This is a genomic window from Allobosea sp. UNC402CLCol, from assembly GCF_000745475.1.
Taxonomy (GTDB): domain Bacteria; phylum Pseudomonadota; class Alphaproteobacteria; order Rhizobiales; family Beijerinckiaceae; genus Allobosea; species Allobosea spartocytisi.
Map to the genome: position 1 here is coordinate 37,900 of NZ_JQJJ01000017.1, position 25,468 is coordinate 63,367.

General features: G+C 66.0%; 25 protein-coding genes. 15 read left to right on the forward strand and 10 right to left on the reverse strand.

Annotated elements, in window-relative coordinates; genetic code table 11:
• Positions 1 to 14 precede the first annotated feature (14 nt).
• On the reverse strand, positions 15 to 1,235 hold the full coding sequence (locus GY40_RS22035) for an aspartate transaminase (protein ID WP_038367070.1): 1,221 nt from the start codon (positions 1,233 to 1,235) through the stop codon (positions 15 to 17).
• Entirely contained in the window at positions 1,232 to 1,891 is a 660-nt protein-coding gene (locus tag GY40_RS22040; protein WP_038367073.1) for an RraA family protein, read from the reverse strand. The genes GY40_RS22035 and GY40_RS22040 overlap by 4 nt, the downstream gene beginning before the upstream one ends.
• A gap of 133 nt (positions 1,892 to 2,024) precedes the next feature.
• Between GY40_RS22040 and GY40_RS22045 the strand changes: the two genes are divergently transcribed.
• On the forward strand, positions 2,025 to 2,933 hold the full coding sequence (locus GY40_RS22045) for a LysR family transcriptional regulator (protein WP_038367076.1): 909 nt from the start codon (positions 2,025 to 2,027) through the stop codon (positions 2,931 to 2,933).
• Positions 2,934 to 3,348: 415 nt separating this feature from the next.
• Here GY40_RS22045 and GY40_RS22050 read toward each other — a convergent pair whose 3' ends face one another.
• On the reverse strand, positions 3,349 to 3,954 hold the full coding sequence (locus tag GY40_RS22050) for an amino acid synthesis family protein (protein ID WP_038367079.1): 606 nt from the start codon (positions 3,952 to 3,954) through the stop codon (positions 3,349 to 3,351).
• A gap of 132 nt (positions 3,955 to 4,086) precedes the next feature.
• Here GY40_RS22050 and GY40_RS22055 point away from each other — a divergent pair, with 132 nt between their 5' ends.
• From GY40_RS22055 to proX, 9 genes are all read left to right on the forward strand, one after another.
• Positions 4,087 to 5,889 (forward strand): helix-turn-helix domain-containing protein, encoded by a 1,803-nt coding sequence (locus GY40_RS22055; protein WP_349236414.1) that lies wholly within the window; start codon positions 4,087 to 4,089, stop codon positions 5,887 to 5,889.
• A gap of 106 nt (positions 5,890 to 5,995) precedes the next feature.
• Positions 5,996 to 6,997, forward strand: coding sequence for a flavin reductase (locus tag GY40_RS22060; RefSeq protein ID WP_038367085.1), 1,002 nt, complete (start codon positions 5,996 to 5,998; stop codon positions 6,995 to 6,997).
• The gene (locus tag GY40_RS22065) at positions 6,994 to 8,505 is read left to right on the forward strand and encodes an aldehyde dehydrogenase (RefSeq protein ID WP_038367087.1); all 1,512 of its coding nucleotides are present in this window, start codon (positions 6,994 to 6,996) and stop codon (positions 8,503 to 8,505) included. The genes GY40_RS22060 and GY40_RS22065 overlap by 4 nt, the downstream gene beginning before the upstream one ends.
• Before the next feature lie 34 nt (positions 8,506 to 8,539).
• Positions 8,540 to 9,625 carry an LLM class flavin-dependent oxidoreductase gene (locus GY40_RS22070; RefSeq protein WP_038367089.1) on the forward strand — a complete coding sequence of 362 codons (1,086 nt, stop codon included), beginning with the start codon at positions 8,540 to 8,542 and terminating at the stop codon, positions 9,623 to 9,625.
• Positions 9,626 to 9,666: 41 nt separating this feature from the next.
• Complete coding sequence (locus GY40_RS22075) at positions 9,667 to 10,476, forward strand: alpha/beta fold hydrolase (RefSeq protein ID WP_248311256.1); 810 nt, start codon at positions 9,667 to 9,669, stop codon at positions 10,474 to 10,476.
• On the forward strand, positions 10,473 to 10,787 hold the full coding sequence (locus GY40_RS22080) for an NIPSNAP family protein (RefSeq protein WP_038367094.1): 315 nt from the start codon (positions 10,473 to 10,475) through the stop codon (positions 10,785 to 10,787). The genes GY40_RS22075 and GY40_RS22080 overlap by 4 nt, the downstream gene beginning before the upstream one ends.
• A 67-nt stretch (positions 10,788 to 10,854) precedes the next feature.
• Positions 10,855 to 12,024 (forward strand): quaternary amine ABC transporter ATP-binding protein, encoded by a 1,170-nt coding sequence (locus GY40_RS22085; RefSeq protein WP_038367095.1) that lies wholly within the window; start codon positions 10,855 to 10,857, stop codon positions 12,022 to 12,024.
• Positions 12,021 to 12,968: an ABC transporter permease gene (locus tag GY40_RS22090; protein WP_038367098.1), complete on the forward strand. Its 948-nt coding sequence runs from the start codon at positions 12,021 to 12,023 to the stop codon at positions 12,966 to 12,968. Before GY40_RS22085 ends, GY40_RS22090 begins: the two co-directional genes overlap by 4 nt.
• A 79-nt stretch (positions 12,969 to 13,047) precedes the next feature.
• On the forward strand, positions 13,048 to 14,088 hold the full coding sequence (gene proX, locus GY40_RS22095; protein WP_038367101.1) for a glycine betaine/L-proline ABC transporter substrate-binding protein ProX: 1,041 nt from the start codon (positions 13,048 to 13,050) through the stop codon (positions 14,086 to 14,088).
• A gap of 193 nt (positions 14,089 to 14,281) precedes the next feature.
• Here proX and GY40_RS22100 read toward each other — a convergent pair whose 3' ends face one another.
• The 4 genes from GY40_RS22100 to GY40_RS22115 form a co-directional block, all read right to left on the reverse strand.
• The gene (locus tag GY40_RS22100) at positions 14,282 to 15,871 is read right to left on the reverse strand and encodes an ABC transporter substrate-binding protein (RefSeq protein WP_038367104.1); all 1,590 of its coding nucleotides are present in this window, start codon (positions 15,869 to 15,871) and stop codon (positions 14,282 to 14,284) included.
• Positions 15,872 to 16,023: 152 nt separating this feature from the next.
• Positions 16,024 to 16,845 (reverse strand): IclR family transcriptional regulator, encoded by an 822-nt coding sequence (locus GY40_RS22105; RefSeq protein ID WP_038367107.1) that lies wholly within the window; start codon positions 16,843 to 16,845, stop codon positions 16,024 to 16,026.
• Positions 16,846 to 16,913: 68 nt separating this feature from the next.
• Positions 16,914 to 18,440 carry an AMP-binding protein gene (locus GY40_RS22110; protein WP_051988413.1) on the reverse strand — a complete coding sequence of 509 codons (1,527 nt, stop codon included), beginning with the start codon at positions 18,438 to 18,440 and terminating at the stop codon, positions 16,914 to 16,916.
• Positions 18,441 to 18,466: 26 nt separating this feature from the next.
• On the reverse strand, positions 18,467 to 19,243 hold the full coding sequence (locus tag GY40_RS22115; RefSeq protein ID WP_038367273.1) for an enoyl-CoA hydratase/isomerase family protein: 777 nt from the start codon (positions 19,241 to 19,243) through the stop codon (positions 18,467 to 18,469).
• A 137-nt stretch (positions 19,244 to 19,380) separates the two neighbouring features.
• Here GY40_RS22115 and GY40_RS22120 point away from each other — a divergent pair, with 137 nt between their 5' ends.
• From GY40_RS22120 to GY40_RS22135, 4 genes are all read left to right on the forward strand, one after another.
• A complete protein-coding gene (locus tag GY40_RS22120) occupies positions 19,381 to 20,928 on the forward strand; it encodes an AMP-binding protein (RefSeq protein WP_038367275.1) in 1,548 nt (515 codons plus the stop codon).
• An 86-nt stretch (positions 20,929 to 21,014) separates the two neighbouring features.
• The gene (locus tag GY40_RS22125; RefSeq protein WP_038367110.1) at positions 21,015 to 21,983 is read left to right on the forward strand and encodes an ABC transporter permease; all 969 of its coding nucleotides are present in this window, start codon (positions 21,015 to 21,017) and stop codon (positions 21,981 to 21,983) included.
• A complete protein-coding gene (locus GY40_RS22130) occupies positions 21,980 to 22,891 on the forward strand; it encodes an ABC transporter permease (RefSeq protein WP_038367113.1) in 912 nt (303 codons plus the stop codon). Before GY40_RS22125 ends, GY40_RS22130 begins: the two co-directional genes overlap by 4 nt.
• A 170-nt stretch (positions 22,892 to 23,061) precedes the next feature.
• Entirely contained in the window at positions 23,062 to 23,418 is a 357-nt protein-coding gene (locus tag GY40_RS22135; RefSeq protein ID WP_038367277.1) for a response regulator, read from the forward strand.
• On the opposite strand, the gene GY40_RS22140 is transcribed toward GY40_RS22135, so the two are convergent.
• Complete coding sequence (locus tag GY40_RS22140) at positions 23,419 to 24,357, reverse strand: sensor histidine kinase (RefSeq protein WP_051988415.1); 939 nt, start codon at positions 24,355 to 24,357, stop codon at positions 23,419 to 23,421.
• Positions 24,358 to 24,557: 200 nt separating this feature from the next.
• Between GY40_RS22140 and GY40_RS22145 the strand changes: the two genes are divergently transcribed.
• The gene (locus GY40_RS22145; RefSeq protein ID WP_038367116.1) at positions 24,558 to 24,830 is read left to right on the forward strand and encodes a hypothetical protein; all 273 of its coding nucleotides are present in this window, start codon (positions 24,558 to 24,560) and stop codon (positions 24,828 to 24,830) included.
• Positions 24,831 to 24,874: 44 nt separating this feature from the next.
• Here GY40_RS22145 and GY40_RS22150 read toward each other — a convergent pair whose 3' ends face one another.
• Both GY40_RS22150 and GY40_RS22155 read right to left on the reverse strand, forming a co-directional pair.
• A complete protein-coding gene (locus tag GY40_RS22150; RefSeq protein ID WP_051988416.1) occupies positions 24,875 to 25,189 on the reverse strand; it encodes a hypothetical protein in 315 nt (104 codons plus the stop codon).
• Entirely contained in the window at positions 25,186 to 25,404 is a 219-nt protein-coding gene (locus GY40_RS22155) for a hypothetical protein (RefSeq protein WP_038367119.1), read from the reverse strand. The genes GY40_RS22150 and GY40_RS22155 overlap by 4 nt, the downstream gene beginning before the upstream one ends.
• Positions 25,405 to 25,468 lie beyond the last annotated feature (64 nt).

A 25,468-nucleotide genomic window follows, 5' to 3' on the forward strand; every position in this document is an offset into this window, starting at 1 on the left:
GTCATCCCCTGTTGTTATGATCGTTGCAATGCGTCGCAGGCCGTCTTGATGCGGGCGGAGGCCTCCTCGATCGCGCCGAGCGAGGTCGCGATCGACAGGCGCAGATAGGGCGAGAGGCCATAGGCCGAGCCGTCGAGGACGGCGACGCCGGCTTCTTCGAGCAAGTAAAGCGCGACATCGAGGTCGCTCTGCAGCACCCGCCCGTCCGGCCGGCGCCGGCCGATCAACCCAGTGCAGCTCGGATAGACGTAGAAGGCGCCGTCGGGCTTGCGGCAGCTCATCCCGTCGATCGCGTCGAGCAATTCGACCGCGCGGTCGCGCCGCTGTCGATAGGCCGAGCGGGCCTCGTCGACAAAGCTCTGGTCACCTTCGAGTGCCGCTGCGGCCGCCGCCATGCACATCGAGGCCGCGCCTGAGGTCGTCTGCGACTGGATGACGTTGATCGCCTTGACCAGTGCCTTCGGTCCGGCGCCGTAGCCGATGCGGAAGCCGGTCATGGCATAGGTCTTGGAGACGCCGTTGACGAGCAGAGTGCGCTCGCGCAGTTCGGGCGCAATCGCGACCGGGCAGACCGGCTCGCCGCCGTCGAAGCGGATATGCTCGTAGATGTCGTCCGTCATCAGCGCGACGTGAGGATGGCGCTTCAGCACCTCGGTCAGCGCCGTCATCTCGTCGGCGGAGTAGAAGGCGCCGGTCGGGTTCGACGGCGTGTTCAGGATCAGCCAGCGCGTGCGCGGCGTGATCGCGGCTTCGAGCGTCTCGGCGGTGAGCTTGAAGCCGGCATTCTCGCCGCAGGCGACGATGACGGGCGTGCCGTCGCAGGCGAGCACCATGTCGGGATAGGATACCCAATAGGGCGCGGGCACGATGACCTCGTCGCCCTCGCCGATGGTCGCCGCCAGGGCGTTGAAGATCACCTGCTTGGCGCCGCTGCCGACCACGATCTCGTCGGCGGCGTAGGTCACGCCGTTCTCCCGCGCGAACTTGGCGATGATCGCCTTGCGCAGGCGGAGCGTGCCGTTGACCGGCGCATAGCGGGTCTCGCCGGCCGCCATGGCGGTGGTCGTCGCCTCCCGGATATGGGCAGGCGTGTCGAAATCGGGCTCTCCGGTGGTGAGGTCGATGATGTCGCGCCCTTGCGCCTTCAGCTCCTGGGCTCGCAGCCGCGCCACCATGCTGGGCGAGGGCTTGATCCGGCCGACGCGCGCGGAAAGCGGAATGGCCGATACCGTCACGACGCAGCCTTTCCGGTCTTCATGTAGAAGCTGTCGACGCGCCCTTCCGCGATCGCGGCGAGCGCGTTCGCCTCGTGCTCTTCCTGCTGGCGCACCAGTTCGAGGAGCTCGGTCGCGTCGGTACGATCGAAGGCGACGATGCCGTCCGCATCGCCGACCACGACGTCACCCGGCATCACCACCATGCCGTCGATCGAGACCGGGACGTTGATCTCGCCCGGCCCGCTCTTATAGGGGCCGCGATGGGTCACGCCGCGGGCGTAACAGGGAAAATCTGCCTGCTGGAACGCATCGACGTCGCGGATCGCCCCGTCGATGACGAAGCCGGCGACACCCATCGCCCGCGCCCGGCTCATCATGATCTCGCCGACGAGCGCCTGGGTCAGGTCGCCACCACCATCGACGACGAGGATATCGCCCGGGCGCAGCAGCTCATAGGCGCGGTGCAGGGTCTGGTTGTCGCCCGGTCTCGTCTTCACCGTCACCGCCGTCCCGAGAAGTCGGCCGGAGCGATGATAGGGCCGCAGCGCCCTGGTCCCATGCAGGCGGTTCATCACGTCGGAGATGATCGAGACGGGGGCGGTCCGGAAGCCGTCGAGGATCGCCTCCGGCACCGCAGGGCTGTTCGGATTGGTACGGTGGCCGATCAACGACATGGAAGATTCCGTCCCCAAGAGCTTGGTTTCGGGAATCATGTGACATGGCGAGAATGACAGAAAGCGAATATATTTCTCACAAGCTATCGCTTTTCTTCATCATGAAGTGGCGCCGAGCGATGGGGGGAAAGCGATGCCGGCGAGTCTGAGGCAGATCGAGGCCTTCTACTGGACCGCCAGACTTGGCGGCTTCACCGAGGCGTCGCGGCATCTCAATCTGGCGCAATCGACGGTGTCGAAGCGGATCATCGAACTCGAGGCCGTGATCGGCGGGCCCCTCTTCGACCGCACGAGCCATGCCTTGCGCCTGACCCGGGCCGGCGAGGCGAGCCTGCCGATCGCCACAGAGATGCTCGCGCTGGAACCGCGCTTCCGTGAGGCGGCCGGCGGGGCCGCGACCTTCTCGGGGCCGTTCCGCTTCGGCACGACCGAGCTCGTCGCCCTGACCTGGTTGCCAAAGCTGATCGTCGCGATGAAGCACGACTACCCCAATGTCGTGCCCGTTCCCGAAGTCGCGGCCAGCGTCGACCTGTTCGGCAAGCTGGCGGCCACCGAGCTCGACCTCGTCATCGCGCTGGATCCCCCGCAAACGCCGGAATTCACGGCATTGCCGCTCGATACGGTTCAGCTCGAATGGGTGTCGGCGCCGGGCTTCGGCCCGGGGGAGAACCTGATCCCGCTCGGCGAGATGGCGCGTTATCCGATCCTGACGCAGACCCAGGGCTCCGGCCTGCAGAAGCTGGTGCTCGACTGGGCGGTGGCCAATGGACTCGCGATCAACCACATCGTTCAATGCAACAGCCTGAACGTGCTGGCAGCCCTTGCCGCCGCCGGATTGGGCGTCACCTTCCTGACGGCCAGCTATTTCGGCCCGGAGATCGCCAACGGCCGGCTGCGCGTCATCCGGACCGAGCCGCCGATTCCACCGCTCCGTTACCATGCGGTGCACCGCAAGGGCGACATCTCGCCGCTCGCCGCGCGCATTGCGGCAATCGCTCAGCAATCCTGTGACTTCAGCGCCCGCAGCCTGCCGCGGGATTGAGTGCTGAGGCGGACGCCTTCGTCGCTCGCCTGCGAGTGAGAAATATCCGTCTAAATCCGGCACCGACACCAGGGTGTGCCTGAACGAATGTCTGCTTCCGGGCATCGTGCCGATGTTTACATACGGCGCAAGATGGGAGCGCGCAGCGTGATGTGCTGGCGAGGGATGCCGCCTCCCATCGGAAACATGCAAGTTTATGTAGCCCCAAGATAGCTCGACGCCGGTCGCCTCATATAGATGCCGATCAAACCAGGCGCCCACGAGCGCACCGATGCATCAGGTCGGGGCCATTGCGAAGGCGCCAGGCCCCTGTGTGCCAGGATTGTCTCGATGGCCCACCGCGCTGTGCATCGGCGCCGGCATGGACCGCATTCGCACAGATGAGGCCGACGGCGTCTGCCACCGTCGGATTCGATCAGATGCTGACGAGCTCAGGTGCTGTTAGCTCCGCCTCCATCTCCTTCATATCCTCGAAGCGGTCGGCGATGCGCGGATGGGCGCGGCCGCCATCGGAGGCGCCGATCGCGACGACGATCTCGTCGGGGCCGGGCGCATCGGCGATCTGGAAGGTTGCCGTGATGAAATGCGAACGCTTGCCGGTCTCGCTCTTGTGGATCATCGGCAGCGAAATCAGCGCGCCCGGCGCGGTGCGCGTGTTGGTGAAGCTCAGGAAGGCGGTTCCCGAGACCGCCTCGCGGAAGGTGTTGCCGAAGCGCAGCGTATGGATGAGCGCCGAAGCGTGCTCGATCTCGCCATTTACGCCGACGATCGCGGCCTTGCCATAGGCTTCGACCCGCTCCCCCGGCAGCACGGCGATCAGCCGGCGCGTCATCTCCAGGCCGAGCGGGCGCGCGATGCGCATGATCTCGGGACGAAGGTTCTCAACGAAGCTCTGGCCGGCCCAGGGGTTCTTCACCACTGCCGCGACAACCGTCATGGTGATCGGACGCGGCGCCGCCTTGCCCCCCTCGATTATCGTCTCCTCGACGAAGGTCGCGATCTTGCGCACCCCGATATCCATGGCCCTCTCCCGACAGCTCAGTGGCGATGACGGCCGAGGCTAGTGTTCGTCAGCCGGATGTCTTCCTATGATTGCGAGGAAGCTTGGCCGTTGGAATGCTGCGAGGCTGCGCAAGATAGGAAGGGGGACGAAGTGCTTACGCCTGTTTCGCAAATGCATTCGCTCAGGGAGGTGGCGAGCCGGATCAACTCCGGCGTCGATCTCCCCGGCATCCTGTTCGACCTGGTCAAGGCGGCCTGTGACCATGGCGGCTGGAGCATGGGCTCGATCATGTCGATCGACGTAGGGCATGGCTACGCCCATGTCTCCGTGCGTCATGACCCGACGCTGCTGCGACGCCAGCTCGAGGATCGCTGGGAACTGGCGACGAGCCCGGCGCTCTTGGCGTTGCGGACGGGAGAGCCGGTCTACATCCCCGACGCACGGGCCTCGGAGGAATTCCCGGGCTACCGGCGCGAGGCCTTCGAGCGCGACTACCGTTCGGTTCTGGTGATGCCGCTGACCAGCGTCGATGCCGAAGGGCGCCCGATGGTGCTGAGCCTCATCTCGCGCGACATCAAGCCGCTGCCCTCCGACGACCTCGCCTTCATGGGCATGATCGCCCATCTCGGCGCGATCGCAGTCGAGCGCGAGCATCGTTTATGGGCAGAGCGGCGCGCAGCAGAGGAGCAGCGTCGCGCGCTGCATGCCCAGGGAGCCTTGCTGCAGGAAGTCCTGTCGGGCGGATCGGCGGATGCCCTGGCGGCTCGGCTCGACGAGTTGCTGCGATGCGCGGTGCTTGTGGTGGATTTCGCCGAAAACGGACTCGTCGCCGCAGGTTCGCCAGCCCCCGTCTCCTATGACGAAGCTGCGTGGCGCACCTTGTTGGCGACGGGGCAGGCCGATCCCGTCATCGCCACGGTCAAGGCCGCGGTGGCCGACGGCGAGGCAAAAATTGGCAGCATCTCCATCGAAGCCGGCGGCGGAAAGCTGGTCTTGCCTGCCTTGATCGAGCCCTTGAGCGTCGATGCGGATATCGTCGGTGCCCTCGTCCTGTTCGACGCCGAGCCGGGTGACGATCTGCGGCGGCTCATGCTGGACAGCGCCAAATTCGCGCTGAGCGTCCAGATGATGCGCAGCGTGATCCAGTTCCGCTTCGAGACACGCACGCTGACCGAGTTGTTCTTCGAGATCGTCGAACGGCGCTGGCGCGATCCGGAGGACATCGCGCGCCGCGCGCGCCATCTCGGCCTGCCGCTATCGCGCGCGCTGCGCATGCTGGTCGTGGATCTTCCCGGTGCCGCAGGCGGCGAGCGCGAGCCGCTGGAGGCCCATCAAAGCGTCCAGCGGCTCGCGCGGCAACATGGCCTGAGCTGCCATGTCATCACGATCGGAACCGGCTTGGTCTGCCTGCTCCCAGCGCAGGCGGGCGAGGAGCGAGAGCGGCTCGACCGTTTCGCGCAGCGCCTGGTCGAAACGCTGCGCCATGGCCCGCGTGGCGAGCCCATCGCCGTCATCGGCGGCGTCTGTGACGGGCTCGACGCCTATTCCGGAGAATGGGAGCGGGCCTGGCGAATGCTGCGGATCGCGCGCAGCTTCCGGCGCAGCGGCGTGCTTTCGGCGCTCGATTTCGGCCCTTTGCCGATGCTGATTGGCGCCGCCGATTCGGCCGAGGTGCGGGCCTTCGTCGAGGGCAGCATCGGCCGGGTAGCATCGCATGATCGCGAGCATGGCACGCCCTATCTGGAAACGCTGACAGCCTATCTGCGCGCCGGCTGCCGCAGCCAACCCTGCGCCGATGCGATGGCGCTGCACGTCACGACGCTGCGCTATCGGCTCGCCCGGATCGAGGAGTTGTTCCAGATCAATCCGGACACGCCGGAAAGGCGCTTTACCCTGGAACTGGCGTTGAAGATGCACGACGTCATAGAAGGCCGAACCGCCGCTTACCCCTGAAGCGGCGAATCTTTTTGCGTGCGTGCCCTCCGTTTCGGAGGAAGAAAGGCTGCGGGCGGCTGCCTAGCCTCATCCTCATTGGTGACGAGCACCGAAGAGGATCGCCATGCTGGCGACGGCGCCCCAACATTCCACCACGATCGACCCCGTCGCCTTGCGGCGGGCTTTTGGGACCTTCCTGACTGGCGTCACGATCGTCACGACGCACGACACCGAGGGTCGTCCGCGCGGCATGACCGCGAATTCCTTCACCTCCGTCTCGCTGGATCCGCCCTTGTTGCTGGTGTGCGTCGGCAAGGGGGCGTCGAGCTTTCCCGCCTTCGAAACGGCGGATTGCTTCGCGGTCAACCTGCTGCAGGAGGAGCAGAAGGACCTCTCGAACCTCTTCGCCTCCAAATCTCCGGATAAATTCGCCAACGTCGCTTATGACAGCGTCCATACCGGCGCGCCCGTACTCGGCGATTGCCTGACCTGGTTCGACTGCAGCCTGCACCAGCGCGTCGATGCCGGCGACCACATCGTGCTGATCGGACAGGTGCAGGCATTCGGCACCAGCCCCTCCGCGCCGCTGGCCTTCTGCCGCGGCCGCTATGCGGCGGTGAAGGACCCGCTGCCGCCGGGCTGGCTCGCGTCGAGCAGCATGATCGTCAACTACCTCGTCGAGTCCGATGGCAAGCTGCTGCTCTGCCGCGAGGGCGATGGCGGCTGGGCCCTGCCGCGAGCGACCCGCCGCATTCTCGACGGAAGGCTGCCGCTCGCCAATGGCGAGAGCCTGCCGCTGCTGCCGGAGGACACCTTCCTCTATTCGGTGTTCGACGTCGCCGATGGCGATCCAGGCCATCTTGTCTACCGGGCGCGACTCGCAGGTGATGCCGGCGACATTTGCCTGCCCGAGGGCGTGCGCTTCTTCGGCTTCGACGAGTTGCCCTACGAACAGATCCTGACGCGGGAAACCCGCAGCGTTCTTCGCCGCTATGTCAGCGAGAGCAACGGCCGCCGCTTTGGCATCTACATCGATTCCCATGATGGCGGACGCTTCGCGATGGTCGAGGACACCCGGCCCTGGGCCGGCATTCCGCAACTCTGGGAGCGCGGCGGCGCATCATGAAGACGACGGTCGAAACCCTTCAGGGCTCGCGCATCGGGCATTTCATCGACGGCTCCTTCGTCGCGCCGCAAGCTGGCGTCTACGTGCCGAGCTATGATCCGACCACGGCCGAGCCATGGTACGAGTTCGCCCTGGGCGATGCCGGCGATGTCGACGCCGCCGTCCGCTCGGCCCGCGCCGCGCTGATCAACCCGGCCTGGCGGCGCATGACGCAGACCGATCGCGGCAAGCTGGTGCGCCGGCTCGGTGAGCTCGTTCTGGTCCATGCCGAGGAATTGGCCCAGCTCGAATGCCGCGACAACGGCAAGCTGATCAAGGAGATGCGCGCCCAGATGCGGGCGATCCCGGACTCCTACGGCTACTTCGCGGGGATGGCCGACAAGCTCCAGGGGGACACGATCCCGGTCAACAAGCTCGACACGCTGAACTTCAACCTGCGCGAGCCGATCGGCGTCGTCGCGATGATCATCCCCTGGAATTCGCCGCTGATGATGCTGACGGGCACGCTGGCGCCCTGCCTCGCCATCGGCAACACGATCGTGGTCAAGCCCTCCGAGCATGCCACGGCCTCGGCGCTGGCGCTGGCGGAACTGGTGATCGAGGCCGGCATTCCGCCTGGCGTCGTCAATGTCGTCACCGGCGACGGCATGACCACCGGTGATGCGCTGACCCGCCATCCCGGCATCGCGAAATACGTCTTCACCGGCTCGACCGACACCGGCCGCAAGATCGCCGGAAACGCAGCGGGCAATCTCGTGCCCTGCCAAATGGAACTCGGCGGCAAGTCGCCCCATGTCGTGTTCTCGGATGTCGACATCGAGCGCGCGGTCAACGGCGTCGTCTCCGGCATCTTCGCTGCGGCCGGCCAGACCTGCGTCGCCGGTTCCCGCTGCTTCGTCGAGGCGCCGGTCTATGACCGCTTCGTCGAGGCGCTGGTCGAACGCACCAGGCGCGTCAAGGTCGGCCATCCCATGGCCGAGGACACCGATATCGGGCCGCTCGCGCTCGCGGCGCAACTCGACAAGGTCGAGCATTTCGTCGGCTCCGGCGTGCGCGAGGGCGCCAGGATCGCCGTCGGCGGCCGCAAGCCGCAGAACGAGGCGCTGGCGCGCGGCTGGTACTACGAGCCGACGGTGCTGACCGAAGCGCGCAACGACATGAGTTTCATGCGCAACGAGATCTTCGGCCCCGTCGTCGGTGTCGTGCCCTTTTCGAGCGAGGAGGAAATGATCTCGCTCGCCAACGACAGCGAATACGGGCTCGCTTCCGGTATCTGGACCCGCGATATCGACCGGGCCATGCGCTTCGCCCGCAATGTCGAGGCTGGCACCGTCTGGATCAACACCTACCGCTCGGCCGCCTTCATGTCTGCGAACGGAGGCACGAAGAAGAGCGGCTATGGCCGCCGCGGCGGCTTCGAGGTCATGCGCGAGTTCTCGCGCCTGAAGAACGTCGTCATCGACTACTCGGGTGCCATGCAGGACCCGTTCGTCATCCGCCTGCGCTGATGCGCTGTCCCGCACGTTTGCACGGAGGCAAGCCATGAAATTCGCTCTCTCGATCAATATGGAGCGCTTTTCACCCGATGAATCGATGCAGGACGCCATGTCCAACATGCTGGCGCTTGCCCGCATGGCCGACGAGGGCGGCTTCGAGACGTTGTGGACCGCCGAGCATCACACCATCGAATGCACGATCTCGCCGAATCCGTTCCAGACGCTGGGCTGGCTCGCCCAGCATACCAGCCGGATCAGGCTGGGCACGGCGACGCTGGTCGCGCCCTACTGGTCGCCGATCCGGCTGGCCGGCGAGGCGGCGCTCTGCGACCACCTGACCGGCGGCCGCCTCGAAATCGGCATCGCGCGCGGCGCTTATCAATACGAGTTTGACCGCATGGCCGGCGGCATGCCCCAGCAGGAGGGCGTCGCCTATATGAAGGAACTCGTCCCTGCGGTTCAAAAGCTCTGGGCCGGCGACTACGCCCATGACGGGCATTACTGGCGGTTCCCGCTCGCGACCTCGGTACCCAAGCCGCTGCAGAAGCCGCATCCGCGCATCTGGGTCGCGGCGCGCGATCCCGGCACCTTCGACTGGGCCGTCGGCATTGGCGCCAGTATCCTCTCGACCCCGCTTTCGGCGCCGGTCGCGGAGATCGGCGTACTCGCCGAGAAGTTCCGCAAGGCCTGCGCCGATCATCCCGAGCGCCCGCGCCCGAAATTCATGATGCAGCGCCGCACCTGCGTCTATGACAGCAGGCAGGATTGGCAGGAGATCGTCCGATACAGCGTCGATTACGGGCGCTATTTCGAGAATCTGATGCAGAATATCGGCACGGTGAAGAACGGCTTCCCCGAGGCCGTGCCATTCGAGACGGTCGCCAATCGCGGCAGCTACGACCCAAAGGCGATCCGCGATAACCTGGTCTTCGGCACGCCGGAAGAGGTCATCTCCAAGCTCGAGGTCTACGAGGCCGCCGGCGTCGACCAGTTCTGTCTTGGCCTCTCCTACAATCTGCCCTTCGAGTTGCAGGTCCGGACGCTCAGGCTCTTCATCGACGAGGTGATGCCGCATTTCGCAGCCCGCGAACGCGAGGCCGCCCGTCCGCGCCTCGCTGCGGTCGGGGCCTGACGGCGATGGTGGATGCGGCTGCCCTGACACAGGCGCCTGACGTGAACGGCACGCTCCTTCGCGACGGCGTCGAGCTGAACTACCGGCTGAGCGGCTCGGGCGGTCTGCCGCTCGTGCTGGTCCATGGCGTCGGCTCCTATTGCGAGTCCTGGGACGGGGTGATCACGCGGCTGTCCGACCGCTTCCGCATCTTGAGCTTCGACCTGCGCGGCCATGGCCGCTCGGCGCGGGTCAAGGGCCGCTATGAGATCGACGATTTCACTGGCGACGTGCTCGCGCTTGCCGATCACACCGGCTTCGGCCGCTTCGATCTCGCCGGTTTTTCGCTCGGCGGCCTGATCGCGCAGCGCCTCGCTCTGACCCACCCCGAGCGGCTGCGGCGGCTGGTGCTGCTGTCGACGGTCTCTGGCCGGACCGACGAGGAGCGGGAGCGCGTGCTGGCGCGCCTCGCCGCGCTCAAGGCCGGCGATCGCGGTTCGCACTACGACGCCTCGCTGTCGCGCTGGCTGACCGAGGATTTTCAGGCGCGCAATCCCGAGCTGATCGTCGAACTCCGCCGCCGCAACGCTGAGAACGATCCCGATTGCTACGCATCGGCCTACCGCGTGCTGGCCGAGACTGATTTCGGCGGGTTGATCGACCAGATCCGGCTGCCGACACTGATCATGACCGGCGAGCACGATCAGGGCTCGAACCCACGCATGTCGCGCTACATGCATGAGCGCATTCCGGACTCCCGGCTGCACATCCTGCCGGGGCTGCGTCACTCCCTGCTGAACGAGGCACCCGGCCAGGTTGCTGCGCTGATGCGGGGCTTTCTCACCGAAGCCGCCGAGGAGGGCCGCGCGTGATCGTCGAGGAGCGCATCTACCGCATCCGAACGGGCAGGATGGGGACCTATCTCAAGCTTGTTCGCGAGGAAGGGCTCGCGATCCAGCAGCCCATCCTCGGCCGCCTTATCGGCTACTTCACCACCGAGATCGGTGCACTCAGCCAGGTCACGCATCTCTGGGCCTATGAGGATCTGGAGGACCGGCGGCGCAGGCGCCAGCAGCTTGCCGACGAGCCGCGCTGGCAGGCCTTCCTGCCCAGGCTTTCCGAGAACATCGAGCAGGCCGAGAACAAGATCCTGCTGCCGACCGACTTTTCGCCGCTGCGCTGACCGCGCAGCGCTCCTGGGAGAACGGGCGGAAGGTCGACCCCACCGGACAATGAGAAGGGGAACAGCGGTGAGCGAAAGGCTGCGTATCGAAAACCTCTACAAGGTTTTCGCCAAGGACCCGACCGAGGCGCTGCAGATCCTGCGCGGCGGCGGCACGAAGGACAGCGTCTTCGGGAAGCTCGGCCAGGTTGTTGGGCTCGATGGCGTCTCGCTCAGCGTCCCGTCCGGCGCGATGTACATGATCATGGGTCTGTCCGGCTCCGGCAAATCGACGCTCGCACGCTGCGTCAACCGGCTGAACGAGCCCAGCGCCGGGCGCATCCTGCTGGACGGTCAGGACATCGTGCCGCTCTCCGAGAAGGCGCTGCGCGAGGTCCGGCGCACGCGGATGTCGATGGTGTTCCAGCACTTCGCGCTGCTGCCCAACAAGCGCGTCATCGAGAATGTCGAGTTCGGGCTGAAGCTGCGCGGCGTCGCGCCGGCCCAGCGCCGCAAGCGCGCCGAGGAGATTCTCTCCGTCGTCGGGCTTGCGCGCTGGGGCTATCACCTGCCGCACGAGCTGTCGGGCGGCATGCGCCAGCGTGTGGGGCTCGCGCGGGCCCTCGCGACCGATGCCGACATCCTGATCATGGACGAGGCCTTCAGCGCGCTTGATCCGCTGATCCGCACCGAGATGCAGGACGAGTTGCTGCGCCTCCAGCGCACGCTGAACAAGACCATCCTGTTCATCACCCATGATTTCCAGGAAGCGCTGAAGCTGGGCACCCGCATCGCGATCATGTCGGAAGGCAAGCTCGTGCGCGAGGGCACGCCGCAATCGATCGTGCTCGAGCCGGGCAGCGACTATGTCGCCGCCTTCACGCGCGAAGTCGACAGGGCACGGCTGTTCGACGCACACTCGGTGATGAAGGCGCCGACCGTGCTCTGGCGCGGGCCGAACGGCATCGTCGTCGGAGGCGCCGGGGGCGGCCTCCTGCTCGACCAGCAGGAGCATGTGGTCGCCGGACTCGGCGAAGCCCAGATCGCCACGCTGAAGCAGACCGGCGAATTGCCGGCCGGGCGTGGCCCTTATCTCTGCGTTCCCGAGGGCGCCAGGCTCGTCGATGTCGCGCGCAGCTACCGCTCCGATCACGCCATGGGCGTCGTCGACGACAGTGGCAAGCTCGTCGGTCTGCTCGGCGCCGAGCAGATACTCGCCCGTATCGCCAACCTGCCGAGCCCGGGAGAAGCCGCATGATCAAGGCTGACGATCTCGCGATCTTCCCGGTCGACCAGTGGATCCAGGACGGAGTCCGCTGGCTGGCCCTGAACCTGCGGCCGCTGTTCCAGGCGATCAAATGGCCGGTCGAAAGTCTGCTCGGCTTCAACGACTGGGTGCTGCATGCGATTCCGTTCCCGGTGATGCTCCTGCTGATCGGCTTGATCGCCTGGCGCAGCGCCGGCCGGGGCGTCGCGGCCTTCAGCGTCGTCTCTCTGGTCGTCATCGCCATGCTCGGCGTTTGGACCGAGGCGATGACGACGCTCTCGCTAATCACGACCGCGATCGTTTTCTGCGCGGTGATCGGCATCCCGATCGGTATTCTCTGCGCCCGCAGCGACCGGGTCTGGAACGTCGTCCGCCCAATCCTCGACATCATGCAGACTACGCCGACCTTCGTTTACCTCGTGCCGGTGGTGATGCTGTTCGGCGTCGGCACTGTCCCGGGCGAGGTCGCGGTGGTCACTGCTGCGGTTCCCCCGCTGATCCGCTTCACCAATCTCGGCATCCGCATGGTCGAGCACGAGATCGTCGAGGCTGGTCTCGCCTTCGGCGCGGACAGCCGCCAGTTGCTCTGGGAGATCCAGCTTCCGCTTGCGATCCCGTCCATCCTCGGTGGGCTCAACCAGACCGTTCTGACCGCGATGGTGATGTCGGTCGTCGTCGCGATGATCGGCGCCGAAGGGCTCGGCCTCGTCGTGCTCCAGGGCCTCGGGAGGCTCGATGTCGGCCGCGCCGCCATCGGCGGCATCGCCATCGTCCTGCTGGCGATGATGCTCGACCGCATCACCCAGAAACTCGCCGAGACGAAACGTGATCAGCGCACCTCCCTGCTTCAGGCGCTGATGCGCTTCCTGCGGGGAAGCCGCCGCGAGGAGATCACCGCGCCTGCGCCGCCGGAGGCCAGCCGACAGGCGGCGTGACCGACCGATTTCAACGAAGAACCCGCCCACAAAGGGCGGGCCGGGGACAAGACCAGCCATAACCGAAGAGGAGAACGCGATGATCAGCCTGGCAGCCAGACCGTTTATCAAGACTGTTGCCGCGGCGGCGCTCGCCGCAGTCACCCTGCAGGGAGCGGCGTTCGCCCAGGCCTTGCCGGGCAAGGGCAAGACCGTGCGCTACGCCCAGAGCGACAGCCTCGGCGCCAATTACGTGACTGCCCAAATCATCAGCCGGGCGATGAAGGAGCTCGGCTACGAGGTGAAGCTCTCGACGCTCAACACGACGCTGTTCTTCCAGGCTGCAGGGCAGGGCGATCTCGACCTCGCCACCGACGTCAACATGCCCCAACGCGAACCCGCCTTCCGGGCCGTCGAGAAGCAGGCCGAGCTGCTCGGCAGCGGCATGATCGTCGGCGGCGGCATCAACGGCTACCTCATCGACAAGAAGACCGCGACCGCACACAACATCACCACGCTGGTGCAGATGAAGGATCCCAAGATCGCCGCGCTGTTCGGCAAGGATGGGCGCGCGGACCTGATCAACTGCGACCCGGGCTGGAGTTGCGGCGACGTGGTCGACTTCCAGCTCGACAAGTTCGGCCTTAAGGACACCGTCCGCTCGGTGCGCGGTAAATACGAGACCCTGATGGTCGAGGCGGTGGCGCGCGTGAAGCGCGGCGAGCCCGCCTTCTTCTATGCGTGGAGCCCGTCCTGGGTGAACAACGCGCTGATCCCGGGCGAGGACGTCGTCTGGCTGCCCACGCCGGAGGATGCGCTGCCGCCGAACGTGCCGAACCGCGGTTCAGCCCTGGTACCGGGCGTCAAAGGCTGCGCCGGCGGAGCCGATCCCTGCCGCATGGCGATGTCGTCCTGGAACTGGGCCTCTGTCGCGAACAAGCAGTTCGTCGCGGCCAACCCGGCGATCAAGACACTGATCGAGCAGATCAAGTTCCCGCTCGCGAGCTGGTCGGCCTGGGAGTTCAACATCAACAAGAACGGCGCCAGCAGCGCCAACATCAACCGCATGGCCGATGAGTGGATCACCCAAAACAAGGCCATGTTCGACGACTGGGTGGCGAAGGCCAGAGGCGGCGTCTAATCGCAGCTTGTAGGGAAAACGACAACAGTTCGGAATCGCATGCCCGGCTTGAGATGCCTCCAGGAAGGCTGCTGGAGGCGTCTCGGCGCAAGGCACCCCTATTCGCTCGCCCAACAGCGTCTGCTTCCTAGCGGGCGACAAGGTCAGCTATTGGCGCTTGCCGCTGATCGAGATCAAACTGTGCGTGCTCGTGCTATTTGTGTTTCACGTCGACTGCCAATGTGAGCTCGTCGATGCGTGGCTGGTAGAACACCTTGCCTCGCGTCGCCCAGATGTTCTTGAAGTGGTAGAGCGGGAGGATGGCGACGTCGGTGGAGACCAGCTTCACCGCGTCGAGCACGAGGGCCTCGCGCTTGGTGTCGTCGATCTCGGCGATGGCGCTGGCATTGAGCGCGTCGAGCTTCGAATTGGAATACTGCGCCCAATTGTAGAGGCCCCAGCCGGTCTCCTTGTTGCGCGTGCCGACGAGATCCCTGAGCAGGCCCGTGCCTTCCATGGAATTGTTGCTCCAGCTCCCGAGATAGGCGGTGAACTGGCTCTTGGCGCCTCGCGACGAGTAGACGCTGAAGGGGATGGCGTCGATCGCGGTGTCGACGCCGATGCGGCTCCACATCTGCGCGATCGCCTGCGCGACCTCGACGCTGTAGGGCACCCGGTCGTTTGAGGTCGAGAGCGTGATCTTGAAGCCGTTGGGGAATCCGGCCTCGGCCAGAAGGCGCTTGGCCTTTTCCGGATCATAGGCCGGGACCGGGGTCTTGGGATCGTATCCCATGATCCCGGGCGGCAGCCATTGGCCCGTGGGATTGGCGGTGCCCAGCATGATCCGCTCCGTGATGCCGGCACGGTTGATCGCGATCGAGAGCGCCTCGCGGACCTTCTGGCTGGTCAGCGGCGACGGATCGAGCTTGGCGCCCTTCTTGTCCGTTATCGGCGGCGCATCCTCGGCCGGCTTGATCATCGGGACGATGTAGTTGACGCGCATGCCAGCGACCGAGGCAACGTGGATGTTCTCGGACTTCTCGAGGCGCGGGAGATCGCTGGCGGAGGGCGTGTCGATCAGGTCGAGATCGCCGGACAGCAGGGCGGCCGTCCGTGCGGCGGTATTCGGGATCAGCCGGATCGTCAGCGTCGTCCAGGCGGGCTTCTCGCCCCACCAGTTGTCGTTGCGGGCGAATTCGACGCGCTCGCCGGGCGTATAGCTCACCAGCTTGAACGGGCCGGTGCCGATCGCCGCCTTGCCGCTGTTGTAGTCGGCCGTGGTCGCATCGGTGCCGGCGTGACGCGAGACGATGGCGAGGCGGGTGAGGTCGCTCGGCAGGTTCGGCACTGGCGACGTGGTGGTCAGGCGGATCACGGTGGGGCCGACGACCTCGGTGTCCTTGATCGGCCGGATGATGCCGGCGAAGCCGCCGAGATTGTTGGGAACGTCGATGGCGCGCTTCAGGGTGAAGGCGACGTCGTCGGCCGTGAAGGGCCTGCCGTCATGCCAGGTCACGCCTTCGCGCAGCTTGAACTCCCACACGGTCGGGGAGATCGCGCGCCATTCCGTAGCGAGACCGGGAGTGAGCTTGCCCTCCGGGCTGCGATGCACCAGCCGGTCGAACATGTGGAACGCGACCAGGTTGTTGGGCGTCGTGCTGTAGAAATGAGGGTCGAGCGAATTGACCGCTCCGCCGATTCCCATGGTCAGCTTCTCGGCGAAGGCAGGCGCGGCGCCCAGGCACAGAAGGAGGGTCGAGGCGAGCGCGAGGCGCTTTACCGGCGAGGTGAGGGTGGCAGCCATACGCGATCCCCTTATTATTGGTATATAATAATTGATATTTGAGGACGATTTTTGCTGACTGTCAAGCGAGCGCAAGCCCGATTGCGCGCGAGCGACGCCCGCAGGTTGAAACCAAGAGATTCCGATTGAGTGAGCGGGCGCCGAGGCCCGGCTCAGGAGGCGAGCGTTTCCGTCGCTTTCGTCGCGGCCTCGAGCACGAGCGGCGCGAGTTCCGCGATCGCGGTCTCGCGGCTGTAGCGCGTGGTCAGGGTCGAGAGGTTGATCGAGCCGATCGCGCGGCCGGCGCGATCATGAACCGGCGCGGACACCGAGATGCTGCCCTGCTCCATGTTCTTCTCGGTGACGGAGAAGCCGACCGCCTTGGCCGCTTCGAGGATGCGCATCATCTCGGCCGCGTCGCGCGCCTTGGTGCGCTGTGACACCGAGGGGGCGGACGCTTTCCAGACCTTCTCGACATGGCTCGGTGCGGAATGGGCGAGCAGCATCTGGCCGGACGAGGAGGAGAGTGCCGGAAACCGGGTGCCGATGGGGAGGTTGACCGACGAGATATGCGTGCTCGGTATCGTTGCGATGATGACGATGTCGGCGCCGTCGACCTCGACCCAGGAGATCGTCTCCCGGGTCTTCTCGCTCAGGATGCGCATCTGCGGATAGGCCGCTTCCAGCCCTTGGTTCGACGAGCTGGCATTTTGCGCGAAACGGAAGACCTTCCGCGACAGGCCGTAGCGCTTCGTCTGGGCGTCGCGATCGAGATAACCGAGGCGCTCGAGCGTATAGATGAAGCGCTGCGAAGCGCTGCGGCCGAGCCCCGTACGGATCGCGATGTCCGACAGGCTCAGCGTCGCGGCCGTCTTGTCGAAGGCCTCCAGGACCTTCATCGCCTTGGCGACGGAGGCGACGAAGAGGCGCTCGTCGATCTCCGGCGCCCCTTCGCCGCGGTCGGCCAGGGGTGCGGCTGGCGCAGATTTCGACATCGACGACACCATGGTGTGCGGAGACCTTTCGCGGGGCTGTCCAAGCTGTAGCAGCTTCGTCCGGCGCCTCAACCCGCGCCCGGGCCGAACGTTCCGGCGAAGCGCTGCTTGAGGAGGTTCTTCTGGATCTTGCCGAGCGTATTGCGCGGCATCTCGTCGACCAGCTCGATGCGCTTGGGCACCTTGTAGCCGGCCAGCGAAGATCGGAGCGCCGCGATCGCTTGCTGCGGATCGAAGGGTGTGCGGCGGTTCGCCAGCTGCACCACGGCGACGACGGCCTCTCCGAAATCAGGGTGCGAAACGCCGATCACAGCGCTTTCGGCGACCGCGTCCAAGGCGTTGAGCGCCGCCTCGACTTCCTTGGGGTAGACGTTGAGGCCGCCGGTGATGATGAGATCGGCGCCGCGACCGAGCACGCTGACATGGCCCTCCTCGTCGACGCGGCCGAAATCGCCGGTCACGAACCAGCCGTCGCGGAAGGCGGCTGCCGTCTTCGCGTCGTCGCGCCAATAGCCGAGGAACGGAAAAGGCTGCTGCAATTCGATCATCCCGACCGTTCCGGCCGGCACCTCCTGCCCGTCCTTGTCGACGATGCGAAGCCGCGAACCCGGCAGCGGCAGGCCCGACGTATCGGGGCGGCGATGATCCTCGAAGCGGTTCGAGGTGGCGATCAGGGCCTCGGTCAGCCCGTAGCGGTCGAGGAGACGATGGCCGGTGCGGGCCGCGAAGGCCTCGAAGGCATCGGCCCGCATCGGCGCCGAGCCGGTGACGAACAGGCGCATCTCGGTGCAGAGCTCCCGGCCGAAACGCGGGTCGGCCATGAGGCGGCTGTAATAGGTCGGGACCCCGGCGAAGATCGTCGCGCGGGGCAAGGCGGCCAGCACCGCCTCCGTCTCGAATTTCGACAGCAGGATCATCGCGGCGCCTCCGGCAAGCGCCGGCGTCGTCGTGCCGAAGAGCCCGTAGGCCATGGGGTTGGCGTGGAGCAGGGTATCGTCCGGGCCGATCCGCCAGCAGGCGGCGAGCGCGCGCGCGTTCCAGATCACGCTGCCGGCCGAAAGCAGCGCGCCTTTCGGCCGGCCCGTCGTGCCGGAGGTGTAGACCATGGCGTTCGCGTCGGACGGCGAGACCGCCGTGAGTTCGTCCAGCCCTTCGATTCCGCGGCTCCCCTCAGTCAGCGTGCCTGCGCCCTTTGCGTCCAGCGTCAGCACGCGGTGCGTTCCGGCCGAGCCGACGCAGTCGCGCCGCGAGGGGTCGCAGACCACCGCCACCGGCTCGGCATCCCGGAGGATATGACCGATTTCAGCGTCGGTCAGACCGATATGGACAGGAAGATAGACGGCTCCGAGCCTGCAAACCGCGAGATAGAGCAGGATGCCCTCGGGCGATTTCTCCAGAAGGCCGGCGACGAGCCGGCCTTTCGCGACGCCGAGTCCGGCCAGCAGGCCGGCGTAGCGGGCGGTGATGTCCGCCGCCTCGCCGAAGCGGAGCTGCCGCCCGGCCGCCGTTTCCATGAAGACGCGCGCCGGATCATGCTCCCGGCCGAACAGGGCGCCAAACACGTTCGCGTCGGTGGGCACGGTGATCTCGGTCATCGTCGTCGTCCTGTCGGCGTTCCGGTTCAGCGCCCGGTAAAGACCGGCTTGCGCTTCTCGGCGAAGGCGCGCGTGCCTTCGCGATAGTCCTCGCTGCGATCGGCGGCGTCCGACAGCGCCGCGACATTGGCTGCAACATCGGCGAGGCGGCCCAGCTGAATCGCGTCGCAGGCGAGCTTGGCGGCCCGGATCGAGAGTGGAGCATTGGCGAGCATGGGCGCGGCGAAGCGTAGCGCCGCCTCGACGACATCGTCCTCGACGACGTCCGACACGAGCCCGCAGGACAGCGCCGCCTCGGCCCCGATCAGAGCGCCGGTGTAGAGCATATGCCGCGCCATCGAGAGGCCGGCCGTCGCGGCGAGGAGCTGCGTGCTGTCGGCTGGATAGACCAGGCCTAGCTTTGCCGGGGGCACGCCGAAACGCGCGGTCGCGTCGGCGATCCGGAAATCCGCGCGCAGCGCCAGGGTGCAGCCGCCGCCGACGCAGGGTCCACTGACGGCCGCGATCACAGGTACGCGTGCCGCCGACACCGCCGCGTAGCAAGCCATGATGCCGTCCCAATAGACCTGGCGCGCCGGAGGATCGTCGCGCACGGCGGCGAAGGCGCCAATCTCGTCGCCGGCGCAGAATGCGCCGCCACGGCCGGTGAGAATGATGGCACGCAGCGCATCGTCTGCATGAAGCTGCGTGAACGCGCCACCCAGTTCGCGCCAGGCCTCGCCGCTGAGCGCGTTGCGCTTGGCCGGACGATTGATCGCGACGATCGCGACCGCGCCGTGGCGCTCCAGTTCGATGTCGGACAAATCAGCCTCCGTGTCTCGCTCGCCCTGGCTTGACACATATCCGAACATAATATCAATATTCAATCATTGTTATTGCAATTCGATACTTCCTTGGCCGACATATGCGCGTCGACCGGGCGAGCATTCCGGGGTACGACATGCAGACCGACGCCATCACGATCGGGCAGCTCTGGGACAGGCGCGCTGCCGCGGATCCCGCACATGTCTATTGCCGCTTCGGGGAGCGCGACTGGTCCGTCGGCGAACTCGATGGCCGCATCAACCGGCTGGCGAACGCGTTGCTGGCGACGGGATTGCGCAAGGGCGACCGTGTCGCCGTGATGCTGCCGAGCCATCCCGATCACATCGTCACCATCTTCGCGCTGGCGAAGGCGGGACTGGTCCGCATCCCCGTCAATGTCCATCTCAAGGGCGCCTCGCTCGACTTCGTCTTCGATCGCTTCGCGCCGCATGCGCTCATCGCCGATTGCAGCCATGCCGAGCTGCTCGCGCCGATTACCGCGCGGCTGCCGGAGCTCAAGCTGGTCTGGCGCGGGGGCGACGGCCCGGGAGAGTTTTCCCGGTTGATCGATGCCGCTTCGCCTGGCCGGCCGCCCGTCGATGTGTTGGCCGACGACATCATCGCGATCACGCCGAGCTCCGGCACCACCGGCGAACCGAAGGGCGTGCTGAAGAGCGACCGCAGCCTGCGTGCGGGGCCGATGGGGACGCTGGCGCTGACCGGTGCCAGGGCCGGAGACGTCTTCCTGCTCTGGGAGCCGTTGCATCATGGGGCCGGCGTCGCCGTGCTGATCGCGGCGCTGATGGAGCCGATCACGCTCGCCATGGTCGAGAAGTTCAGTGCCTCGCAGTTCTGGGACCAGGTCCGGCGCTACGACGTCACGCATATCCACTATCTCGGCGGCGTCCTGCCGCTGCTCCTGAAGCAGCCGGAAAGTCCCCTCGACCGGCAGCACAAGGTCCGCATGGCCTGGGGCGGCGGCTGCCCGATCGATGTCTGGCGGGCCTTCGAGGAACGCTTTGGCGTCGTGTTGCGCGAGGGTTACGGGCTCTCGGAAATGACGACCTTCGTCACGATCAATCCGGAAGGCCGGCTCGGTTCTTGCGGGCGCGCCCTGCCGTTCTACGATGTGAAGCTGCTCGGCGAGGACGGGCAGGAGGTGCCTGTCGGCGAAGCGGGCGAGATCGTCGTCAGGCCGCGCGAGGCCGAGCTCGCCTTCAAGGGCTATTTCCGGATGGAGGAGGCGAGCGCCGCGCTGGTCAGGGACGGCTGGTTCTCGACCGGCGACCTCGCCCGGCGCGACGAGGACGGCTTCCTGTTCTATGCCGGCCGCAAGAAGGACAGCGTGCGCCGGCGCGGCGTCAACATCTCGGCCTGGGAGGTCGAGCGCATCATCCTCACCCATGACGACATTGAAGAATGCGCGCTGATCGGCGTGCCGAGCGAACTCGGCGACGATGATCTCAAGCTGTTCATCCGCGCGGCCGGCGGACGCAGCCCCGATCCGCTGGCGTTGATCCGCTGGTGCGAGGGGCGGATGCCGTATTTCCAGATTCCGCGCTATATCGAGAGGATCGACGAGTTCCCGAAGACGCCGACGCAGCGGATCAAGAAGAGCGATCTCAGCCGCAGCACCGAGGCCGCTTTCGATCTCGAGCGCTCCGGGCACCGGATCGGCAAATAGCGGCCCCAGCCTGCAGATGAGCGGACGGCGCGAAATCAGATGAATGGCAGCACCACCGAGGCGCGTGAGATGGGCGAGCGCAGATCATGAGCGCCTGGCTGCTGCGACGCCTGCTGCAGGCGATCTTCGTGGTGATCGCCATGACGGTGATCGTCTTCATCGGCATCAGCGTGATCGGCGATCCGGTCGAGACGCTGATCTCACAAGATGCTGATCAGGGCGAGAGGCTGCGCACCATTGCCGCCTTCGGCCTCGATCGGCCGCTCTGGGTCCAATATCTCTCCTTCCTGAACGGCGCGATCCACGGCGATCTCGGGCGCAGCTTCGTCTATAATGAGCCTGCCCTGCAGGTCATTCTTCAGCGCATGCCGGCGACGCTCGAACTGGCGGTCGCGGCGATGTTGCTGGCGATCGTGATCGGCATCCCGCTCGGCTTGTTCGCCGGGGTGAAACCGCATTCGCCGGTCTCCAAGGCGATCATGACTGGCTCGATCCTCGGCTTCTCGCTGCCGGGGTTCTGGGTGGGGCTGCTGCTCATCATGGTCTTTGCCGTGCAGCTCGGCTGGTTGCCCTCCGGCGGGCGCGGCGAGACGCGCGCGCTCCTCGGCATCCAATGGTCGTTCCTGACGCTGGACGGGCTGCAGCACATGATCTTGCCGGCGCTGAATCTGGCGCTGTTCAAGACCTCGCTGGTGATGCGCCTCGTCCGCGCCGAGGCGCGCGAGATCATCCCGCAGGACTACATCCGCACCGCCCGCGCCAAGGGACTTTCCGAGCGCGCGGTCGTGAGCAGGCATCTGCTGAAGAACATCATGATCCCGGTCGTCACCATCGTCGGGCTCGAATTCGGATCGGTGATCGCCTTTTCCGTCGTCACCGAGACGATCTTCTCCTGGCCGGGCATGGGCAAGCTGATCATCGAAAGCATTCATGTCCTGGATCGGCCGATGATCGTCGCTTATCTGATGATCATCGTCCTGCTCTTCGTCGCCATCAACCTCCTGGTCGATTGCCTCTACGCGGTGCTCGACCCGCGCGTGAGGACGAGCCGATGAGCGCGCCGGCCTCGCTCGATCAAGTCGTCCCGCCGCGCGCCTCGGGCTTCAATCGATTCGCACGCGCCTTCACCGCCTCGCGCACCGCCGTGGTCGGCCTGACGCTGCTGGCGGTCGTCGTCCTGCTCGCGCTCCTCGCTGCCTGGATCGCGCCGCAGAACCCCTACGACCTGACTCAGCTCGACATCCTGGACGGGCGCATGCCGCCCGGCTCGACCTCGGCGAGCGGCATGACGTTCTGGCTGGGTACCGACGACCAGGGGCGCGACATGCTCTCGGCCATTCTCTATGGCCTGCGCATCTCGCTGTTCGTGGGCGTGACCTCCGCCGTGGTCGCTGCTGCGGTCGGCGCCCTGCTCGGCCTTTTTGCTGCCTATGCCGGCGGGCGGATCGAGAGCGCCTTGATGCGCCTGGTCGACCTGCAGCTCTCCTTTCCGGCGATCCTGATCGCCTTGATGATTCTCGCCTTTCTCGGCAAGGGCGTGCTCAACGTCGTGCTCGCGCTCGTCATCGTCGAATGGGCTGCCTATGCGCGCACGGCCCGGGCCAGCGCGCTGATCGAGAGCCGCAAGGAATATATCGAGGCGGCCAGGGCGATGGGCGCCTCGCCCTGGCGCATCCTGCTGCGGCACCTGCTACCGAATTGCCTGACGCCGCTGATGGTGATCGCAACCGTCCAGGTGGCCCGCGCCATTGCGCTCGAAGCGACGCTGTCCTTCCTGGGGCTCGGGGTCCCGGTCACCGAACCGAGCCTCGGCATGCTGATCGCCAATGGCTACCAGTACATGCTCTCCGGCAAGTTCTGGATCAGCTTCTATCCGGGCCTCGCCCTGCTGTTCACCGTCATCGCGATCAACCTTGTTGGGGATCGGCTGAGGGACGTTCTCAACCCGCGTGGAGCAAGCTGACGGGCTGGCAGCACCGCGGCTGAGGCGAGGCGGGCGGGAAGCGCTCGGCATCATCGAGACCCCGCCGGCTTTCATGCGGCGATCAGGTCAACGGACGCAATTCTTTTCAATGCGAGGCAACAAGAGCTGCCGCGGGCAGTTGGCTTGAGAGACGCATCCGAAAGAACATGATGTCGAAGCTGGTTGTCCTGATCGTCGAAGATGAGCCGCTGCTCCGGATGGACGCAGCGGACTTCATCGCGGAAGCCGGATTCGAGGTGGTCGAGGCTGCCCATGCCGACGAAGCCATCGCCATCCTGAAGGCCCGCCGCGACATCGCGGTGGTGTTCACGGATATCGAAATGCCGGGCTCCATGGACGGCATGAAGCTGGCGCATGCCGTGCGCCTGGGCTGGCCGCCGGTTCTCGTCGTGGTGACGAGCGGGCGCGTCCAGCCCCGTGAAGGCGATCTGCCGGCGAATGTCCGCTATCTCAGGAAGCCGTATCGGCCGGCCGAGGTGATCGAAGCCTTCCGGGAAGCGGCTTGATCAGTCGGCGGTGAGGGCTTCGATGGGCCCACGGAGCGAAAAGACCACGCCGGCCGGCTGATAGTCCATCCCGGCTGTCCCGCTGAAATATCCGGCCAAGGCCCGTTCGATCATCCGCGATCCGAAGCCACGGCGGCTGGGCGGCTCGACGGGAGGGCCGCCGCTCTCGCGCCACTCGAAATTGAACTCGCCCTCCAGGACCGACCACGTCACGTCGATGTGTCCGTCGTCCTGGCTGAGCGCGCCATATTTCGTGGCGTTGGTCGCCAGTTCGTGGAGCGCAAGCGCCATCGCCAGGGCGGTCTTCGACGAGAGCTCGACGGCCGGACCTTCGATCCGGAAGCGCGACAGGTCGCCATGCCCCTTCAACGATTCTGCGACGAGATACTTCAAGCTCGCCCTTGCCCAGGCGGTCTGTGTCAGGATGTCCTGCGCCGAGGCCATGGTGTTGAGCCGCGCGGTGAAGGCGTCCTTGACGGCGTCAATCTCGGCGCCGCCACGGATCGTCTGATTGGCGATCGCCTGGATCATGGCGACCGTGTTCTTCATCCGGTGCTTCAGCTCCAGCGCGAGCAGGCGTTGCCGTTGCTCGGCTTCCTTGATCGCCGTGATGTCGCGCGACACCGACAGAATCGCCTCGGGCTTGCCGTCCGGACCGATGATCGGGCCGACCTGGACATCCCAGAAGCGAGGATTTCCGGCAAACGTATTGGCGATGCCCTGGAAGCGATAGCTGCGGCCGGCCCGCGCTTCCTCGAGCGCGAATTTGGCGTCCGCGTTGCCCTCATCGGTCCAGAAATCAGGCCAGGGACATCCCTTGATCGCGTTGAAGTCGCTGACCTCCATGATGCGCTGGCCGCCCTCGCTCATGAAGGACAGCCCGCCGGCAAGATCGATGACCTTGATGCAGTCGTCGGACGCCGCCAGCAGGCTGCGCATGAAGCGTGCGTCTCGCAGTTCCGGCGTCGTCAAAATATCCCCGCTCTCGCTCCGCTTGGCGGGGCATTCCCAATTTACGCCATGTACGTGCCACGCGGCCAGATCGATGTCCCTGTCATTTGACATGTAGGACTGTCCGACTTGAACTCGGGAGCGGGCCTCGACGAGGAACAAAGAACAGCGCGGGCCGTTCGTCCTTGATGACCGATGCGATCAAATCCCAGGACGGCCAGACACACGCTGCGACACACGCCCCGGTTCACGACATGGATCGGTCGCTTCCGCTGGATTCGCCCAAGAATGTCACCCGCAAGAGCCAGCAACTGAAAGCGCGCGCCGTTGCAGGGCGGCATATCGACGAAGCGCTCTCCGACGTGCCGATCTCTGACGAAACCAAGGCTTCGCGGAAGGCGAAACTCATCGACATGCCGGCCGGCACCCCGGATAAGCGCCGCCGCAAGCGGCCGGAATAAAGCTCAGCTTCGTTCCCTGGCCGTGACGGAAGCGGGGCGGCTCGTCACGATGCCGGCTCCTCGTCACGATCGCCGGGTTGCGCGCGCCTGCAAGTTCCACGGGTGAAGCGTTCGATCTCGGCAAGCGCCTCATCCAGTGTCCGATAGGGTTCGAGCTTCATGCTCGCCATCGTCTGCACCGCATGACCGGCGGGCTGGATTCGAAACGCGCCTGGGCTTTCTTCCACAACCTGCCCCATTTCCCGGCCAAGCAGATCGGTCAGCAGCCACGCCGCCTCGCCCGGTTTAGACGTCACGTCGATATCCAAGACAGATTCCTTCGGTTCGTTGCTTGCGACCGCGACGGCCTTGGCTTTCATTTCGGGCGCTTGCCGGCCTTCGGCGTTGCTGCCGCGGTCGCGCGGTCGAGGGCTTCCTTCTGGAGCCGCTGTTCCTTCAGCCTGGCCGTATTGGCGTCGCGGGCCTGATTGACGCCTTCGGCTTCCGACAGGATGCGATTGCGCGACAGGGCTTGTGTCTGCGTCTTGAGGAATGCGGCTTCCGCCTGGGTGCGGGATTTCGAATGTTCGGTCATCTGCTTTCTCCTGATAGGCGGCTGCGGCCGCCCCTTCTGTCCGGTCGCTGATGCCAGCGAACCC

Excerpts from the sequence above, each read along its gene's own strand:
- GY40_RS22105 (WP_038367107.1), bottom strand. The coding sequence starts at position 16,845 with ATGTCGAAATCTGCGCCAGCCGCACCCCTGGCCGACCGCGGCGAAGGG.
- GY40_RS22120 (WP_038367275.1), top strand. The coding sequence starts at position 19,381 with ATGCAGACCGACGCCATCACGATCGGGCAGCTCTGGGACAGGCGCGCT.
- GY40_RS22135 (WP_038367277.1), top strand. The coding sequence starts at position 23,062 with ATGTCGAAGCTGGTTGTCCTGATCGTCGAAGATGAGCCGCTGCTCCGG.
- GY40_RS22155 (WP_038367119.1), bottom strand. The coding sequence starts at position 25,404 with ATGACCGAACATTCGAAATCCCGCACCCAGGCGGAAGCCGCATTCCTC.
- GY40_RS22100 (WP_038367104.1), bottom strand. The coding sequence starts at position 15,871 with ATGGCTGCCACCCTCACCTCGCCGGTAAAGCGCCTCGCGCTCGCCTCG.
- GY40_RS22045 (WP_038367076.1), top strand. The coding sequence starts at position 2,025 with ATGCCGGCGAGTCTGAGGCAGATCGAGGCCTTCTACTGGACCGCCAGA.
- GY40_RS22140 (WP_051988415.1), bottom strand. The coding sequence starts at position 24,357 with ATGCGCAGCCTGCTGGCGGCGTCCGACGACTGCATCAAGGTCATCGAT.
- GY40_RS22050 (WP_038367079.1), bottom strand. The coding sequence starts at position 3,954 with ATGGATATCGGGGTGCGCAAGATCGCGACCTTCGTCGAGGAGACGATA.
- GY40_RS22150 (WP_051988416.1), bottom strand. The coding sequence starts at position 25,189 with ATGAAAGCCAAGGCCGTCGCGGTCGCAAGCAACGAACCGAAGGAATCT.
- proX (WP_038367101.1), top strand. The coding sequence starts at position 13,048 with ATGATCAGCCTGGCAGCCAGACCGTTTATCAAGACTGTTGCCGCGGCG.
- GY40_RS22060 (WP_038367085.1), top strand. The coding sequence starts at position 5,996 with ATGCTGGCGACGGCGCCCCAACATTCCACCACGATCGACCCCGTCGCC.
- GY40_RS22110 (WP_051988413.1), bottom strand. The coding sequence starts at position 18,440 with ATGACCGAGATCACCGTGCCCACCGACGCGAACGTGTTTGGCGCCCTG.
- GY40_RS22130 (WP_038367113.1), top strand. The coding sequence starts at position 21,980 with ATGAGCGCGCCGGCCTCGCTCGATCAAGTCGTCCCGCCGCGCGCCTCG.
- GY40_RS22040 (WP_038367073.1), bottom strand. The coding sequence starts at position 1,891 with ATGTCGTTGATCGGCCACCGTACCAATCCGAACAGCCCTGCGGTGCCG.
- GY40_RS22065 (WP_038367087.1), top strand. The coding sequence starts at position 6,994 with ATGAAGACGACGGTCGAAACCCTTCAGGGCTCGCGCATCGGGCATTTC.
- GY40_RS22145 (WP_038367116.1), top strand. The coding sequence starts at position 24,558 with ATGACCGATGCGATCAAATCCCAGGACGGCCAGACACACGCTGCGACA.
- GY40_RS22090 (WP_038367098.1), top strand. The coding sequence starts at position 12,021 with ATGATCAAGGCTGACGATCTCGCGATCTTCCCGGTCGACCAGTGGATC.
- GY40_RS22070 (WP_038367089.1), top strand. The coding sequence starts at position 8,540 with ATGAAATTCGCTCTCTCGATCAATATGGAGCGCTTTTCACCCGATGAA.
- GY40_RS22125 (WP_038367110.1), top strand. The coding sequence starts at position 21,015 with ATGAGCGCCTGGCTGCTGCGACGCCTGCTGCAGGCGATCTTCGTGGTG.